Source organism: Sphingobacterium arenae (genome assembly GCF_014692505.1).
In the GTDB taxonomy this organism is placed as follows: domain Bacteria; phylum Bacteroidota; class Bacteroidia; order Sphingobacteriales; family Sphingobacteriaceae; genus Sphingobacterium; species Sphingobacterium arenae.
Genome location: NZ_JACNYK010000003.1, coordinates 334,021 through 351,071, shown reverse-complemented (window position 1 = coordinate 351,071; position 17,051 = coordinate 334,021). Strand labels below are relative to the sequence as shown.

Annotated in this window: 16 protein-coding genes; 13 read left to right on the top strand and 3 right to left on the bottom strand. The window is 39.6% G+C overall.

The features are described 5' to 3' along the window. Positions 1 to 68: 68 nt before the first annotated feature. The 3 genes from secDF (at position 69) to gap (ending at position 4,838) form a co-directional block, all read left to right on the top strand. Positions 69 to 3,074, top strand: coding sequence for a protein translocase subunit SecDF (secDF, locus tag H8B17_RS13765; RefSeq protein WP_190309794.1), 3,006 nt, complete (start codon positions 69 to 71; stop codon positions 3,072 to 3,074). A gap of 148 nt (positions 3,075 to 3,222) precedes the next feature. Beyond that, positions 3,223 to 3,807, top strand: coding sequence for a peroxiredoxin family protein (locus H8B17_RS13760; RefSeq protein WP_190309793.1), 585 nt, complete (start codon positions 3,223 to 3,225; stop codon positions 3,805 to 3,807). Then, positions 3,807 to 4,838 (top strand): type I glyceraldehyde-3-phosphate dehydrogenase, encoded by a 1,032-nt coding sequence (gene gap, locus H8B17_RS13755; protein ID WP_190309792.1) that lies wholly within the window; start codon positions 3,807 to 3,809, stop codon positions 4,836 to 4,838. Before H8B17_RS13760 ends, gap begins: the two co-directional genes overlap by 1 nt. Here gap and H8B17_RS13750 read toward each other — a convergent pair. Further along, positions 4,789 to 5,565: a TIGR02757 family protein gene (locus H8B17_RS13750; RefSeq protein WP_190309791.1), complete on the bottom strand. Its 777-nt coding sequence runs from the start codon at positions 5,563 to 5,565 to the stop codon at positions 4,789 to 4,791. The two genes, gap and H8B17_RS13750, sit on opposite strands and share 50 nt — an antisense overlap. Positions 5,566 to 5,837: 272 nt before the next feature. On the opposite strand from H8B17_RS13750, the gene rlmF reads away from it, so the two are divergent. Further along, the gene (gene rlmF / locus H8B17_RS13745; protein ID WP_190309790.1) at positions 5,838 to 6,743 is read left to right on the top strand and encodes a 23S rRNA (adenine(1618)-N(6))-methyltransferase RlmF; all 906 of its coding nucleotides are present in this window, start codon (positions 5,838 to 5,840) and stop codon (positions 6,741 to 6,743) included. Positions 6,744 to 6,764: 21 nt separating this feature from the next. Here rlmF and H8B17_RS13740 read toward each other — a convergent pair whose 3' ends face one another. Next, positions 6,765 to 8,129 carry an NfeD family protein gene (locus H8B17_RS13740; protein WP_223816564.1) on the bottom strand — a complete coding sequence of 455 codons (1,365 nt, stop codon included), beginning with the start codon at positions 8,127 to 8,129 and terminating at the stop codon, positions 6,765 to 6,767. Positions 8,130 to 8,152: 23 nt separating this feature from the next. On the opposite strand from H8B17_RS13740, the gene H8B17_RS13735 reads away from it, so the two are divergent. The 3 genes from H8B17_RS13735 to H8B17_RS13725 are packed head-to-tail and all read left to right on the top strand — an operon-like array spanning position 8,153 to position 10,479. Continuing rightward, positions 8,153 to 8,899, top strand: coding sequence for a hypothetical protein (locus H8B17_RS13735; RefSeq protein WP_190309789.1), 747 nt, complete (start codon positions 8,153 to 8,155; stop codon positions 8,897 to 8,899). A gap of 10 nt (positions 8,900 to 8,909) precedes the next feature. Continuing rightward, the gene (locus H8B17_RS13730; protein WP_190309788.1) at positions 8,910 to 9,833 is read left to right on the top strand and encodes a DPBB and LysM peptidoglycan-binding domain-containing protein; all 924 of its coding nucleotides are present in this window, start codon (positions 8,910 to 8,912) and stop codon (positions 9,831 to 9,833) included. Positions 9,834 to 9,855: 22 nt separating this feature from the next. Continuing rightward, complete coding sequence (locus H8B17_RS13725) at positions 9,856 to 10,479, top strand: uridine kinase family protein (RefSeq protein WP_190309787.1); 624 nt, start codon at positions 9,856 to 9,858, stop codon at positions 10,477 to 10,479. 328 nt (positions 10,480 to 10,807) lie between these two features. On the opposite strand, the gene H8B17_RS13720 is transcribed toward H8B17_RS13725, so the two are convergent. Beyond that, the gene (locus H8B17_RS13720; RefSeq protein WP_190309786.1) at positions 10,808 to 12,031 is read right to left on the bottom strand and encodes an MFS transporter; all 1,224 of its coding nucleotides are present in this window, start codon (positions 12,029 to 12,031) and stop codon (positions 10,808 to 10,810) included. Positions 12,032 to 12,163: 132 nt separating this feature from the next. Between H8B17_RS13720 and H8B17_RS13715 the strand changes: the two genes are divergently transcribed. From H8B17_RS13715 to H8B17_RS13690, 6 genes are all read left to right on the top strand, one after another. Further along, positions 12,164 to 12,601: a transposase gene (locus tag H8B17_RS13715; protein WP_190309785.1), complete on the top strand. Its 438-nt coding sequence runs from the start codon at positions 12,164 to 12,166 to the stop codon at positions 12,599 to 12,601. A 2-nt stretch (positions 12,602 to 12,603) separates the two neighbouring features. After that, positions 12,604 to 13,248: an SCO family protein gene (locus H8B17_RS13710; RefSeq protein WP_190309784.1), complete on the top strand. Its 645-nt coding sequence runs from the start codon at positions 12,604 to 12,606 to the stop codon at positions 13,246 to 13,248. Between the two features lie 6 nt (positions 13,249 to 13,254). Beyond that, positions 13,255 to 13,683, top strand: a complete 429-nt coding sequence (locus H8B17_RS13705; RefSeq protein WP_190309783.1) for a c-type cytochrome — start codon at positions 13,255 to 13,257, stop codon at positions 13,681 to 13,683. A gap of 260 nt (positions 13,684 to 13,943) precedes the next feature. Beyond that, positions 13,944 to 14,525: a TetR/AcrR family transcriptional regulator gene (locus H8B17_RS13700; protein WP_190309782.1), complete on the top strand. Its 582-nt coding sequence runs from the start codon at positions 13,944 to 13,946 to the stop codon at positions 14,523 to 14,525. A gap of 1 nt (position 14,526) precedes the next feature. Continuing rightward, positions 14,527 to 15,873: a TolC family protein gene (locus H8B17_RS13695; protein ID WP_223816563.1), complete on the top strand. Its 1,347-nt coding sequence runs from the start codon at positions 14,527 to 14,529 to the stop codon at positions 15,871 to 15,873. Between the two features lie 38 nt (positions 15,874 to 15,911). Further along, on the top strand, positions 15,912 to 17,051 hold the full coding sequence (locus tag H8B17_RS13690) for an efflux RND transporter periplasmic adaptor subunit (protein ID WP_190309780.1): 1,140 nt from the start codon (positions 15,912 to 15,914) through the stop codon (positions 17,049 to 17,051).

Genomic DNA, 17,051 nt, shown 5'->3' with positions numbered 1-17,051 from the left:
TTAAGTATTATTAAGCTAAATCGCAAGTAAGATTATATAAACTACAAACAAATACACGAAGACAGACAATGCAGAGTAAAGGGCTGATTAAATTTTTGGTAGTAGTGGTGTCAATAGCATGCCTCTATTCCCTATCATTCACATTTGTTACACGAAAAGTAGAACGAGACGCTGCGGAATATGCCAAAGGCGACATGACCAAAGAAAAGGCGTATTTGGATTCCGTAGCTGGTGAAGAGGTTTACAATTTAGGAATAGCGAAATTCACCTATAGGGAGGCGAAAGCGCATGAATTGGCATTAGGACTAGACCTTAAAGGGGGAATGAACGTTACCATGGAAATATCCTTGGACGAACTCATTAGAAACTTGGCAAATAGTCCCGACGATGAAAACTTTAACAAAGCGCTCGAATCCGCTCTTCAAAAGAGTAAGTCCGTAAATAGAGGTGTCGTCGAAATTTTCGTCGATGAATATAAATCTTTAGGAGCAGGAACGCCTTTAGCTACTTTCTTTGCAACAACAGATAATGCTGCATTTATAAAGGGGACTAGTTCCGATAACGAGGTGCGTAGCTTCTTAAATAAGGAAGCCGATAATGCCATCGAAAATTCGTTCAAAGTATTACGTACGCGTATTGATAAATTTGGTGTAGCTTCACCGAACATTCAGATTCAACAAGGAACAAACCGTATTTTAATAGAGCTTCCGGGTGTCAATGATGAACAGCGTGTTCGTAATCTTCTGCAGGGTTCAGCGAAATTAGAGTTCTACGAAACACATGATAATTATCAGGTCTATCCGTTATTGGAAAACCTTAACAATATTTTAGCTAGCTCATTGAAATCGACATCCCCCTCGACTTCTACTCCGGTTTTGGCTGGGGCAGATTCAACGGTGAAGGACAGCGTTTCTGATGATGACAATCTATTAGCTAATCTAGGAGCGGCTCCCAAGGATAGTACAGACACGGCAGGAATCTCTGCGGAACTAGCGGCAAGTAATCCTTTGTTCGCCGTTTTGAATCCGGCTACTTACATGGAGCAAAATGGTCAACCAAACCTAACTCCGGGCGCGATGGTCGGTATTGCTAATCTGAAAGATACTGCTCGTGTTAATGAATACTTAAATCGTCCGGAAGTAAAATCCAACATCCCTGGGAATTTAAAATTCTTATGGGCAGTAAAACCAGAACAAAGAACGCCTAATTTCCTCTCCTTATACGCCATTAAAACCTCAGGACCTGAAAATGGCGCTGTATTAACGGGTGATGTCGTTACCGACGCACGCGATGATTTCGATCAAAACAATCGTCCTGTTGTATCGATGAGCATGAACACCGAGGGTGCTCGGCAGTGGCGTAAGATTACAGCACAAGCGGCACAGAACAATAATGCTGCCATCGCCATTGTATTAGACGGTGTTGTATACTCTGCTCCTGGTGTAAACGAGGAAATCCCGAACGGAAATTCTTCCATATCTGGTAATTTCACTATTGAAGACACAAAAGACTTAGCTAACGTGTTAAAAGCAGGTCGTCTTCCAACGACGGCAAAAATTGTAGAAGAAGCAATTGTAGGCCCATCATTAGGACAGGCAGCTATTGATGCTGGTGTCAACTCTTCTGTTATCGCCCTTATCGTAGTGATGATATTTATGGTTGCTTACTACAACCGCGCGGGTATAGCGGCTAACATTGCGGTATTATTTAACGTGTTTTTCCTGATGGGAATTTTGGCTTCCTTAAATGCCGTACTCACCTTACCGGGTATTGCGGGTATCGTATTGACGATGGGAACCGCAGTAGACGCCAACGTACTGATATACGAACGTATCCGAGAAGAATTAGGATTAGGAAAATCTATCCGACAAGCTATTGCCGATGGTTATAAGAATGCCATGCCCTCTATCTTGGACTCGCAGATAACTACATTTTTAGTAGGTCTTGTCTTATTTTTCTTCGGGAGTGGTCCTATCTTAGGATTTGCTACTACGTTGATGATTGGTATCGTTACGTCGTTATTCACGTCTATTTTTATTTCACGTTTGATTTTCGAATACATGCTCTCGAAAGATTGGAAAGTCTCTGTATCGTTTCCTTGGTCTGCAAATACCTTGAAAAATGCAAATTTCCAATTTATCAAAAAACGGAAAATATTTTACGGTATTTCTATCGTTGCTTCTATCTTAGCACTGATCGCAATATTCACGAAAGGCTTCACATTAGGAGTTGATTTTAGCGGAGGACGTACCTATACAGTGGCTTATGACGCGGCTGTCAATTTGGAAGAAGTACGCGAAAACCTAGACCAAACTTTTGGTTTGACAACCGAAGTAAAAACATTCGGCAGTGAAAACCAAGTACGTGTTACAACTACGTATCATGTATCAGAGACAAGTGATGAGGCTGACGCGGAGGTATTAGCTAAATTGAACGAGGGACTTTCAAAAATAGAGGGGAATAGTTATGAAATTCTTTCTTCGCAAAAAGTTGGTCCTAGTATCGCTACGGATATAAAAGACAGGGCTATATGGTCAGGTATATTTTCGGTATTGATTATTGCTGGTTATATTTTGGTACGTTTTCACAAATGGCAATATTCTATTGGTGCAGCTATATCGACTATCCACGATGCGATTATTCTATTGGGTCTATTCTCGATTTTGGATGGTATTGTTCCTTTTTCTTTAGATATCGATCAACATTTTGTAGCAGCAATTTTGACCGTTGTTGCTTATTCCGTAAATGATACGGTAGTTGTATTTGACCGACTAAGAGAGTATTTAAACAAACCAAATGCACACAAAGAATACTTTGGGCAGACGGTTAACAGTGCCATTAACTCGACTTTGAGTCGTACAATTATTACCTCGTTAACGATTATTTTCGTGTTGGCGGTGTTGTTCTTTTTCGGCGGAGAGGTCATTAGAGGATTTTCTTTCGCGATATTGATCGGTATTATTGTAGGTACTTATTCTTCGATTTTCCTTGCCGCACCGTCGGTTTACGATCTTAGAAAAGGTAAAAGTATTACCGAAGAAAAACCGGAAAAAGTAAAAGTTGTTACACCATAACATACTCTAACTAGTTAACGCATAATCGAAAGGTCTCTGAGCAATTAGAGACCTTTTCTTTTCATCATCATTTTTTTATCATTTAATTGATAGGACTAGCTGATTGTTATTATTTTTCCTAGTTTTGAGGTTCTAAAAGGTATATTTCATGAAATACATATCCATAAGTCTTGTTATCGGCTCACTGGCTTTGATTAGTGCTTGTCAACAAAACAACAACACGACAAATGCACAACATTCACCAAAGCAACAAACAAGTCAACAACAAGTTGCTACGACTCCCCAACCGGCCGTACCAATGGCTAAAGAGGCTGCCCCCCAATTGCCAGACTTTAAATTTTATAGGGTTAAATCAGGCATCGGTTTCACAAATGCAGATATACCCGCCAACCGAAACACTGTATTTATCCTTTTTGATCCTAGCTGTGGTCATTGTCAGCAAGAAACGGAGCTTTTAGCGAAAAATTATGAAAAACTGAAAAATGTCAACCTGTATTTTATATCGATGAATGACCCGGCGTTGATGGCTTCTTTTTTAGAAACGTTTGGTAAAGAGCTCGTTGACAAACCAAACGTAGAGGTACTTTACGACCGAAATCAAGAATTTATCCAAAAAATCCACGTACCCGCACAATTTCCAGCAAATTATGTATATGGATCCAACGGTGTATTGAAAAATAATTGGGACGGAGAAAAAGATATTAATTTTGTCATTGCTGAGTTTACAAAATAATGAATGTCGCAATCAATGGTTTTGGAAGAATTGGGCGCAATACTTTACGTAATATTTATCAGCGAGGTCTCCAAAATGAAATCAAGGTTGTTGCTATCAACGACTTAACGGATCCGACAACCTTAGCGCATTTGCTGAAATACGACTCTGTCCACGGACCATTTCCATTTGCGGTATCTCATGATGCAGCGCATCTTTTTATCGAGGGACAATCTATTCGGATATTAAAAGAAAAAGAGCCTTTAAAACTTCCTTGGGATCGGCTGAATATAGATGTAGTTATCGAATCAACGGGTGTATTCACGACGAAAGAAAAAGCTTCTTTCCATCTTGAAGCTGGAGCAAAACAGACCATCATCTCCGCACCATCATCTGACAGAGAAGTTCCAACAGTCGTTTTAGGTGTAAACGACACAACATTCAATTGGCATACTCCGCTATTTTCGAATGCTTCTTGTACGACGAACAATGTTGCCCCTCTGGTTAAGATCTTAGACGAAAATTGGGGGATTGAGGATGGTTATATCACGACGGTACATTCTATGACGGGGGACCAGAACCTGCATGACGCACCTCATCGGGATTTGCGCAGAGCGCGGGCAGCATCTTCTTCCATTATACCGACGACAACAGGCGCTGCAAAGGCGGTTACCAATGTGTTCCCACATCTCGATGGTAAGCTCGGAGGAGCAGGTATACGTGTCCCTGTACTTAATGGCTCCTTAACTGATTTTACCTGTACGCTAAAGAACCAGACAACGGTAAAAGAAATCAATGCTAAATTTAGGGATGCAGCCCGGTGTGCTCTAAAGGACATTCTTTATTACACAGAAGATCCGATCGTCTCTGTCGACATTATCAACAACCCCTTTTCTTGCATTTTTGATGCGCAGCTGACCTCCATTGTTGGTGGTTTGGTAAAAGTGGTAGGATGGTACGACAACGAATTTGGTTACTCGAACAGATTGGTCGATATACTGGTTAAAGTTCGCCTATCACACCAAGACCAAACAGTGCAAAATCATACTTAACAGGGTCATGGGGATCAAAGCGTTTTAAATTTTCCGTCAGTTCCACTGCGGTTTTCCAATTAACTTTATCCGAAGTGATCAATCCAAATTTACGGGCTACGCGTTCGACATGCACATCACACGGACAGATAAGGTCCCGCGGCTTTATTCGGTGCCATATACCAAAGTCCACTCCCTTATCGTCTTTACGAACCATCCAACGCAGAAACATGTTTAAACGTTTGCAACTGGATTTCTGTATGGGGGAACTGACATGTTTTCTAGTGCGGATAGGGTAATCGGGCAAAGAAAAGAAATATGCTTTAAATTCATTCAGGCTTCGTTCTATTGTAAAGCTCGTACTTTCCTGATTACCAATCAAAAAAGCATCCTCTAATGAATTGAAATGTCTATAATGGAAACGTAAAAAAGAAACAAAATATAGAAGATCGGTGTCGTTAAAAGTGCGATGCTTAAAGCCTAAAAGACTCTTTAAATCTCGCTCCTCATGCCCTATAATGAAATTCGCAGGTTCACCGTTAAAGCGATCGATGAGTTCGTTGCATTTGTTAATGATTGTCTTCCGCTGCCCCCAAGCCAAAATAGCCGCGAAAAAACCCATAATCTCTATGTCTTCCTTTTTGGTAAACAAATGAGGAATACATATAGGATCATTTTCAATAAATGTGGGTTGGTTAAACGCTTTTACTTTGTCGTCTAAAAATTGCTTCAGGTCGAAGTCTGCCATGTGCTTGAATATTTATGCTTTAATTTGCTGATAAAGATACCCTTTTCCGGGTTTATTATCTGACCAACGACCGGATTAAATAATGGCCATGCGCTTAATGCACCAATCTCCCTTTTATCATTAAAGGTCGCATCAAAAATTTTGAAACATGTAGGAATATTCTTCTAGCATTACCCATCCCTTTAAAATTTTTAAGCGACGATTTTTTTGATTCTTTTTTGAAGGAAAAAAGAATATATAAAAGCACTACCTTTGCATTAAATTACACGTATATGGATTCTAAGAAGAAGAAGAATATATTGCATCCCAGAAATATACATCATGCTGGTTATGACTTTTCCAGGCTAGAGGCGGCAAACCCGGCATTGAAAGATCATATTATCCAAACCGCGTTTGACAAGATATCTATCGATTTTGCTAATCCTAAAGCTGTAGTTGAGCTCAACAGAGCACTTCTGAAAGCTTACTATAACGTTCAAAATTGGTCTATTTTGAAACATAGCCTTTGCCCTCCTATTCCAGGAAGGGCAGACTACATACATTATGTTGCGGATCTGCTTGCCGCTGATAATAGCGGTACGATACCCATTGGTCCGCAAATCAATGTTTTGGATATTGGAACAGGTTCTTCACTCATATATCCGATCTTAGGGGAACGGATATATGGTTGGAGCTTCCTTGCCACAGATATCGATATCACGGTATTAAATCACGGTAAATCACTGATTAAAACAAACAGCGGGCTATCTAAAAAGATCACCCTGCAATTACAGGAAAATAAAACGCATATTTTTGAGGGGATTCTGCGTAAAGACGATTACTTTGACTTGGTTGTATGCAACCCTCCTTTTTATAAATCGAGAGAAGAAAATTGGCAAAAGACCAGTAAAAAATTCCACAACCTGCACAAAAATAAGGGAATTCTTCCCATACAGAACTTCGGTGGATATCCTAATGAATTATGGTGCGAAGGTGGAGAAAGAAAATTCGTTCGCGATATGATTAATGAGAGCATGCATTTCAAAAAACAATTGGGTTGGATAACAAGTTTGATTTCCAATAAAGAAAACCTAAAACCCCTCATCGCTGTATTGGAATACAACAAAGCGTCTAAAATTGAAATCATCAACACGACACAAGGACAAAAGGCAATTCGTATCTTAGCGTGGAAATGGTAGTGTAAGGGGGATTTTCACCCCTCACACATCACGCTGTCCCGGTTTGTCTTTTAGTCTACGTACGAAAAGATTGTAATTTTCATGTTTTTCAACATAAATCTCCTCTCCCGCATCGACAAACCCATCAAGCGCAACAGCATCGTACCATACCCCATCAATCTCTATTTTACCTGCTGGTCTTAGAACCGTTCTGGCCACACCATTTTTATAAAGCAGATTTGCTTTGTGTGGAGATGAGGTATACCCTACATCGGCCTTCTGCTCGTCGTGGAGCACTAATCGCCTAAAGGCAGACGATTTCAGGATATTTTTTCCAAAAATAACCATTAAGATAATAGAGAGCACCATGGCACCCGTTACAATTAAAAATGATTCCATCAATAATCCTGGTTTGGCTAATTTAAAATCAAAAAAGTTGTTGTCCACCATCGAAAAAGCAAGACCGCAAAGTACACAGATAATTCCCAATATACCTGCTATACCAAATCCAGGTATAACAAATACTTCTAACAGCAGTAGTGCGACTCCTACGATAAATATCGCGATTTCCCAATGGTCTGCAAGCCCCTGCAAATATAGCGGTGCGAAAAATAGCACACCACATATTACGGCGACTACTAACGCGAAGCCAATTCCGGGTGTTTGTAGTTCAAAATAAATACCACCGATAAGACCCAATATTAAGAAACCACTGACCATCGGATTAATTAAAAAAGCAATGATGCGATCCACTACACTGATATGATGCTGCACCACCTCAAGATCGCCTTTTTCAACCTGTTTGTACACTTCTCCTACACCTGTCACCACGGCTTGAACGACTCCAGCTTTCACTCCTTCTGAGGCAGTTAACGTTAACAGCTTCCCGTCAGGCTTCAATTGCGGAACGGAGACTTCCGGATCTACAAAAGCTTCTGCTATTTTAGGATCCCGTCCTTTGGCTTCGGCTGTTGCGCGCATCAACCCCCGCATATAAGACTGGTATTTTTCCGGCATAATCTCTCCACTTTGATTTACGACGCTCGCCGCGCCCATACTGCCACCCTTTTGCATAAAAATTTTATCCGAGGCCAGTGATATCAATGTTCCGGCGGAAGCTGCGTTGTTGTTAATATACACGATGGTTTGCATACTCGATCCTAAAAGCTTAGAACGTATAGAATCCGCAAAATTTACAGCTCCTCCGAATGTATTTAATTCTATCAAGAACATTTCAGCACTTAATTCGGTTGCTTTCTGATGTGCCAAATTCACCGTTCGCCATGCGTTTGGACCAATATCTTCCTTGATGTCGACCTTATATATTTTTTGTGCAGATGCCGACGATAGCATAGCAAAAAAAGTAAGAAGAAAAGCAAAGAAGGATTTCGTAAATTTGTTCTTCATGAATTAATATTCTTGCTCTAGTAATGACTAAATATACAACATTTAAAACATTTGAAAAAGACTTTCCTTATCAAATTTGGAAAATTGTAGCCGATGCGGCCACACAACAAATCGCCATAGAACTTCGAGATACGGAATCTACGTGTGCTATACTTTATATTTTTGATTTCGAAGGCAATGAAGTGTTAAAACATAAACAAATTGATGAGAAGGAATGGACATTGGAGGCGATCCAACATCATACGCTGATTCTAAAACGCGTAGGCGATACGCAGCCAGTGAAAGAGGGTATATTATTTATAGATAGCGGCGGTACCCCCCGTTGTCTTTGGCAAGAATATACTTGGATAGATACATATCGTGATACGATAAAGGTTAGACATCGTAATTTCCAAAGCGGCTTTGAGGAATATATTGATATAAAAACACTAAAAAAGACCCCCGATACGGGAATAATAAAAGAATATTGCGGAGCTATCAAAATGCCAGTTCCTTATAGTGGTGTTCTCCCCACCTACCTCCAACATATAGCGATAGAAGATCGACCCTGGATTAGCCGCGCAGAAAATAATATACTGTGGTCATACCATATCAAAGAAAATGAACGGTATAATTTAAACCTTTCGATCTCCAATAACTCCAAATTATTGATGACAGTATGTTTATTATCAGATATGCCGAAAATGATTCCACAACCGTATTTTCAGATAGAAAATCAAATATTTTTAATGTCGTATAATAAACGAAGAATTGTTTCGTATTTAGTATAATTGTAAATATATGAGAAAAACAAAAGCTTTTTCGACCACCATAAAATTAGGTGTCGTGGGAATAATATGTTCCCCTTTTTTCTTGACAGCAAAACCCATTGATTACCATATAATTAAAACTGCAACCACATTTCTTTCGCCAGACTCCATCGGAGTGGAAATCATAAATGACGAAATAAATATTATCCATCGCGTAGAGCAAAAAGAAACCTATTATGCACTGAGTCGTCACTACAAAATCCCTGTAAATCGTATCATGGAGGTGAACAACAAAAAGAATCTTAGGCCCGGCGATACAATAAAAATTCCTACCGGCCGACAGGGAAAATTGACGACAACTGTTTCTCCCAAACCAGTCCCCTCATCCCGCCAGCAAGAACAAAAACAAAACAAGGTATTGACGGAATATAAAGTAGGTAAAAAGGAAACTTTATATGCAATTTCTAGAAGATTTGGGACAACGGTAGAGGCGATCAAGAAAATGAACGATCTCCAATCAGATTCCCTCCGAGAAGGTATTACCTTAAAAATTCCGAATGCAGATTATCGCGAGCCTGCTCCGGAAGTTCCCCAACAACCCATTGCTATTGATACATCATCCACAACGGAGTTAACACCGGAACAAATTATTGCTGCGAATCGATATGGTATTCGCGAAAAGCAAGAAAAGGGCATCGGCGTATGGATTAATGACCTAGAAACGGATGGTAAAAGTAATCTAGCACTTCACAAAACCGCTCCTATCGGCACCATTTTAAAAATAACGAATCCGATGACGAGAAATGTTACATACGCCAAAGTAGTCGGAAAATTCACCGATACGGCCGAAACAAAAGATGCCATCGTCGTACTCTCAAAATCAGCTGCCGCTTATATCGGTGCACTTGATAGAAGGTTCTTGATTGAAATAGCTTATGGGGTACCTTTACAATAGGTATATTTAAGAAGTTAGAAATATGAATAAGCCATACGTTATTGGTATTGCGGGTAGCAGCGGGTCGGGTAAAACATTTTTTCTAAAACGCTTTCTCGACCACTTCCGCCCAGATCAGATTACACTTATATCGCAAGACGACTACTATATTCCCGCGAACACGAAAACAAAAGAAGAAAATCGCTTATATAATTTCGACTTACCCTCCGCTATTAACCGGAAATCTTTCTTTCACGATATAAAACAGCTTTTCAGTGGACATACGGTGTATCGAAAGGAATATACCTTCAATAACCCACGCACTATCCCTAAAATGCTCGAAATCAAACCGGCGCCGATCCTGGTTGTAGAGGGACTGTTTATTTTTCATTATGAAGAAGTGAATGAACTATTGGATTATCGAATTTTCCTCGACGCAGCAGAATCAGTCGCATTGGAAAGAAGATTGCGACGAGATCTCATCGAAAGAGGATACGATCACGATGATGTCATATATAAATGGGTAAATCATGTCATCCCAGCTTATGAGCAATATTTGGTTCCATTTAAATCAAAATGCGATTTGGTTATTATCAATAATGCCAATGACCCGAAAATCATTGATGATGCAGCCCGGGAAATTTCGACTGGACTTAAACCTGCATAATTGGCAGTAACTTGAACTAAGCAAGCTCTTAAACGCCTTTAGAAACAAAAAACAGTGAAATGTAATTTATGCTGGGTTCATTTCGGTTAAAGAACATTGTTCTAACGAAAACTATTTAAATTCAATCTAAACAACTATCTTTGTATTCGCAATGGAAAAGATAATGAACCCACAATTTTACACGGAAGATGGGAACCACTTTCTTGATGAAATAAAAAAGGGAATAAACTGCAATCCCGATTTAGGTTGTTGTGTCTTTAAAAAATGTTGTAAAAAATATAAACGGGGCAAACGCTGTAAGAAGTGTCCCAAAGGATAGTTTTACGTGCTATTCTTCCATATAGTTTAGATCTTTATCAAAACTCTCTTCCAGTCTAGTCAATGCGAAAATTGCAATAACAGATAATAAAACCGTAACTGCAATAGCTGCGTAAAGTATCCCCATTTTTGTCACCAACCAGCCATACAAAAGTGTCGATGGAATGAGAGCGCCCCTTACGAAGTTTGGTGCTGTGGTCGCCACCGTTGCACGCAGATTTGTACCAAACTGTTCGGCAGAAATCGTAACAAACGTAGCCCAATAGCCTACTCCAATCCCCAATAGAAACGCCAGTAACAAAAACTTACTTTCCGACAATCCCGTGCTGGATAAATACCACACGGAGAATAAGACAATTAATATCTGATACATGAAGACGACTTTCTTTCTGGACTTGAACCATTGCGCCAACAAACCAGCAAGTACGTCACCTAATGAAATACCTAAGTAAGTAAACATCACTCCTTTCCCCGCGCTTAACGGTGTTTCGCTCTGCAAAGCGAGACCGATTTCAGGAGCTTGCGTAACCAAAACACCAACAACAAACCAAATAGGCAACCCTATACAAAGACAATATAAATACCGAAGAAAACGCTCTTTCTTGTTAAATAACATCAGCAGACTTCCCTTTACAGCTTTCTGGTTGTCTTTCTTTTTAAACAACCCCGACTCAAACGTTCCGACACGCAATAACAAAAGACAAAGTCCCATTCCACCACCGACATAATAGGCTGTCCGCCAGTCAAACCATTCGGAAACATAATAGGCTAAAATTGCTCCCAACACACCTAATGCCGCCACAATCATGGTACCGTACCCACGTTTTTCTTTATCCATACTTTCGCTTACCAATGTAATACCTGCACCTAACTCTCCCGCCAGACCTATACCTGCAACAAAACGAACCCATGCATACGTGTTTACATCTTGAACAAAGCCGTTATATATGTTAGCCAATGAATACAGTAAAATAGATCCGAACAGCACTTTCAATCGTCCAAATTTATCCGCTATGACACCCCATACTATTCCGCCAAGCAGTAATCCTGCCATTTGCATGTTCAATACAAACTCCCCATCCGATCGCATTTGCCCTTTCGGAATACCAATATCTTTGAACGATTGTACGCGGACGATAGAAAAAATAATTAAATCATAAATATCTACAAAATAGCCAAGCGATGCCACCAAGACCAGTAGCCAAACTTTACCAGGTTTAGGTTTACTTTCCATAATAGTTTAGTGTTGAAGCGTACAATTTACAATCTTTTCCATTTATTACAAGAAATAAACAATCATAATCTATTCTAAATATAGATGGAGTCCTATATTTGCAGTGTAGAACATCACTAAAATAAAACGAACATGATGAAAAAGCTTACTTTAGGTACCTTAGCACTCAGCTTATTCCTTGCTGGTGCTTGCCAGAATACAAACGAAAAAAACGAAGAAGCAGAAAAACTAGGAGAAAACGCTATTGGAATACATGATGAGATAATGCCTCAAATCTCCGTCTTCAGCAAGCACGAGATTCTGATAGATTCTTTACTAGAAAACCTTTCCGTACTAAAAAGTATGGATCCAGATCTCGATACAGCAGACACGCGGGAAAAACTCCATACTTTAAAAACGAATCTGGAATCAGCTACGGATAAAATGATGGTGTGGATGAAAGAATATGCGATGGACAGCACAGATGTGGATTATCAAAAAACGGAGGTGAAACGTATCTCCGAATTGAAAACAGAATTTGAACAAGTAAAGTATGAAGCGGAAAGCCTATTAGCCCCTTTCAAAAAGTAATTATGAGACGTCAACTTATAACATATCTTAGCATTCTCGCACTTTCTTCCTTTTTTGTCGCGTGTTCGGGAAAAAGCGAAAAGAAATTGCCCATCATTGGCGAAAGGACCACAGAAGAACGCGTAGTAGACGGCAAAACAGTCGTAGATACTATTTATCACCAGATTCCGTCGTTTTCTTTTATCAATCAAGATAGCGTTGAAATTACAGATAAAGACTTCGATAATAAAGTGTATGTAGCCAATTTCTTCTTTACACACTGTCCAAGTATATGTCCAACCATGCAACGGAACCTGTTAAAGGTTTATGAAAAATATAAAGATGATGAACAGGTTTCTTTTTTATCCCACAGCATAGATTTTAAATACGATTCGCCGAGTGTACTCAAGTCGTATGCAGAGAAATTAGGTGTTACGAACAAACAATGGCAATTTGTAACAGGCGAAAAAAGGGATATCTATGGCATCGCGGATAAATACTTGGTTTATACGAAAGAAGATGAAAGTGCACCAGGTGGTTATGACCACCAAAGTTATCTCGTACTAATTGATTCGCAAAAACGCATCCGTGGTGCGTATGACGGGACAAGCGATGAGCAAGTCGCTCAGCTTTTCGAAGATTTAGAGATCTTATTAAAAGAACAATAAGTAGAAATGCGAAATACGATATGCTCATTAACAGCTATAAGCATACTTATCGGTATGCTTATTTTTTCCTGCCAACCCAACGTAAGTATCAAAACCGCACAGTACGCTGTAAATGGCCAGAAACTTTACGTCACGCACTGTCAAAGTTGTCATGGATTGAAAGGCGAGGGGTTGGGTATGCTTTACCCTCCGTTAACTGATTCTGCATATTTAGCAGAAAACAGAGAAAAACTTGCATGTATCGTAAAGAACGGCATGACAGGATCTGTAAAGATTCACGGGAAGATCTATAAAGGTGAAATGCCTGGGAATAACGAATTGACCAATATAGACATTGCATATATATTAACCTATATCACCACTACATTTGGTAATGACGTCGAAACGTATACGCAGGAAAAAGTTAAAAATAGTTTAGCAAATTGTCGGATGTGAAAATCCATTTTACATACTTAGAAAAAAAGAAGGTTTCCAAACGGGGAGAATGGAAACCTTTCTAAACTAACCAATTATAAACCTAAATTATGATACTACAAAGATAAGGAAGATTAGTTGATTATGCAAATAAAGCACTCTTAAAAAGGTGTATTTAACAAAAACTTAACATTAGTGTCGAGAAGACACTAACTCCCCTCTTCATTTATAACAAATATTTGACATTTAAACCCTGATTTTTTTCCTACTTTTGCACCCGAATGAACGTTCAATTGTTAAATAAAAAAGAGGCTATTTTTGAAAGCACACTCAAACTTATTAATGAGTATGGGTTTCATGGTACGCCTATGAGTCAGATAGCAGCGCATGCCAATGTAGCTACGGGTACGATATACCATTATTTCAGTTCCAAAGATGAATTGATTTTAGAACTTTTTAAGTATTGTCGGGAAAAGACAAATGAGCATATTTTTGATTTTAAAGAAGATCTCCCTTATAAGGAGAGGTTCTTTTACATTTGGAATCGGCTGGTAGATTACTATATAGCGCATAAAGAGACGTTCTGGTTTATAGAACAATTTTACTCATCGCCCTATTATGAGCTCATAAAACAAAAAAAGACAACGTATTACGGCGTCGATAAAATGCATTTATTTTTTGAAGAAGGCATAAAATCTGGTATTCTCCGAAATGTCAGTTTCTATACCTTAATATCAATTTATATAGGGTCGGCAACGTCCCATGTTAAAATGGTTACTTATGGCTTTTGTAAAATGCAGGCCAAAGGCCGCGCGGAATTAATTGAAATTATTTGGAATGGTGTTAAAAATCAATATCAGTAATATGAAGTTTAGAAAGGTTGCTTTATCGTTGTTTCTGGCGTCCTGTGTTATGGGACTGGGATACGCACAAGCACAGACAGTTAATCACGAAGAGACTGAAAAACTCAACAGCAACGCAACGTTGGATGAGCTTATCGAGTATGCCCTACGCAATAAAATTGAATTAAAACAAGCAAATATAGACCAAGAAATAGGCGAAAGGCAAATTGCATCGGCATTATCCGGTTGGTTTCCACAAATCAATGCTTCTGCTTCCTTGGTACACAATCTCAAAATACAAACGATGGTTGTTAATGGTCAGGCGATGCAAATGGGCCAGAAAAACAATAGTGTGATTGGTTTCCAAGCTGATCAAGCTATCCTTAGTCCTGAATTGTTCCAAGCTTCCCGTGCGGCCAAATACATACGTCAGCAAAACAATTTAAATATAGAGGACACCAGAATCAATACGGTGGTGGATGTAAGTAAAGCCTATTACGATATACTGACCTCAGAGGAGACTATTAAAATCATTAATGAGAACATTGTCCGTCTAAAACGTCAGTATACAGAAGCCAATGCCCGCTATGAAACTGGATTGGTAGACAAAATAGATTATAAACGGGCGCAAATATCGTTGAACAATGTCACTGCACAATTAAAATCAGCTAATGAAGCGCGCAAATACAAATATGATTATCTGAAATCCCTTATAAATATTCCTGCAACACAAGAGATTTCTCTATCCTTTATCAATCAGTCCTTGGAATCCAATATTTTACTGGACACCACGGAATTACTTCATATTGCCAACCGGGTAGAATTCCAACAACTGGAAACATTGCGCGAGGTTCAGAAATTGAATACACAATACCAAAAATGGAGCTTTATGCCTCGATTGGGCGCTTACGCAAATTATAACCTCAACTACTTGAACAGTCAGTTTAGCCAGTTATATGCGCACAACTACCCTAGTTCTGCTGTTGGGCTATCATTAAGCTTCCCTATTTTCACTGGAACCAAGCGTATTCAGGAAATCCGCAAATCAGAACTAGAAGAAGAAAGAATAGAGTGGGATCTGAAGAATCTGGAGAATATGATCAGTGCAGAGTATTCGGCAGCTATGGCGAGCTATCGTTCGAATATGAACGAGTGGCGAAATGCGAAAGAAAATATGGAATTGTCCGAAGAGGTTTATAATACCATCAAGCTACAATACGATGCTGGGGTGAAAACTTATTTAGAGTTAATGACATCTGAAAGTGACCTTCGAACGACTCAATTAAATTATCTTAATGCTTTGTATGCTGTTCTTTCCAGCAAGCTAGATATTCAAAAAGCGTTGGGCACAGTAGAAACAACGCGATAAAAAAATCCTTATCAATCAACCACGAAATACACGAAAACATGAATAAGAATTATTTATTTTCTGCACTAATTATAAGTTCCGCTTTGTTATGGCAGTCTTGCGGTTCCAAAGATGGGGCAAAACAGCAGCAAGCGGCTGCCCCCGGACAAATGGCTATTCCGGTGACAACATCAACTGTAGAGAAACAGATTGTTTCCGGCCTTAAAAGTTATGCAGCGAGTGTCGTTCCTCTTCAAGAAGCTGATCTATTAGCGGAAGTATCTGGTTATGTAACTAAAATATATGTTGCAGATGGTGCCGCTGTAAAAAAGGGACAACCCTTATATGAAATTGACCGTATCCGTTATCAAGCAGCTGTTGATCAAGCTAAGGCCAATTTAGAAATCGCTAAAGCTAATCTACAACGAGTAGAAAAAGATCTAACACGTTATCAAACGCTCGCGGAACAAGATGCAATTGCAAAACAGACGTTGGATTACGCTATAACAGATGTCAATAATCAGAAAGCTCAAATCCAAGCTGCACAGGCGGCATTAACTACTGCGGAGACTAATTTGGAGCGTTCTATTATACGCGCACCATTTAGCGGGGCTGTGGGAATTTCGAAAGTACGCACGGGTGCATTGGTATCTCCGGGTACTACACTGCTGAATACCATCAGTGCAATCGATCCGATTGCCGTTGAGTTTCAAATCAGTGAAAAAGAAATTATGGAGTTCGCTGGTTATCAATCCGGCCAATTGTCTACTGACGTTACGGTGTCGTTACCGAACAATACCGTTTACTCACATGACGGAAAGATTGCGACGATGGACCGCGCAGTCGATCCCACTACCGGAAGACTGACTATCCGGGCTTCGTTCAGCAACCCCCAAAATGAATTGCGAGCAGGTATGAACGTGACCATGCATGTTAAGAGTACGACGGCTACAGAACAGTTAATGATTCCGTTTAAAGCGGTACAAGACCAATTGGGCGTTTACAATGTATATGTCGTCAACGATAGTAGTCTAGCCGAGCTCCGCCCTGTAGAACTTGGATTAAAGGTGGAAGATAAAGTCGTCGTAAACAATGGAATAGAAGCTGGCGATCGGATTGTGGTCGACGGCATAATGAATGTACGAAATGGTGCGAAAGTGACGGAGAAAACTGCGGAACAGAGCACACCTCAGAAATAG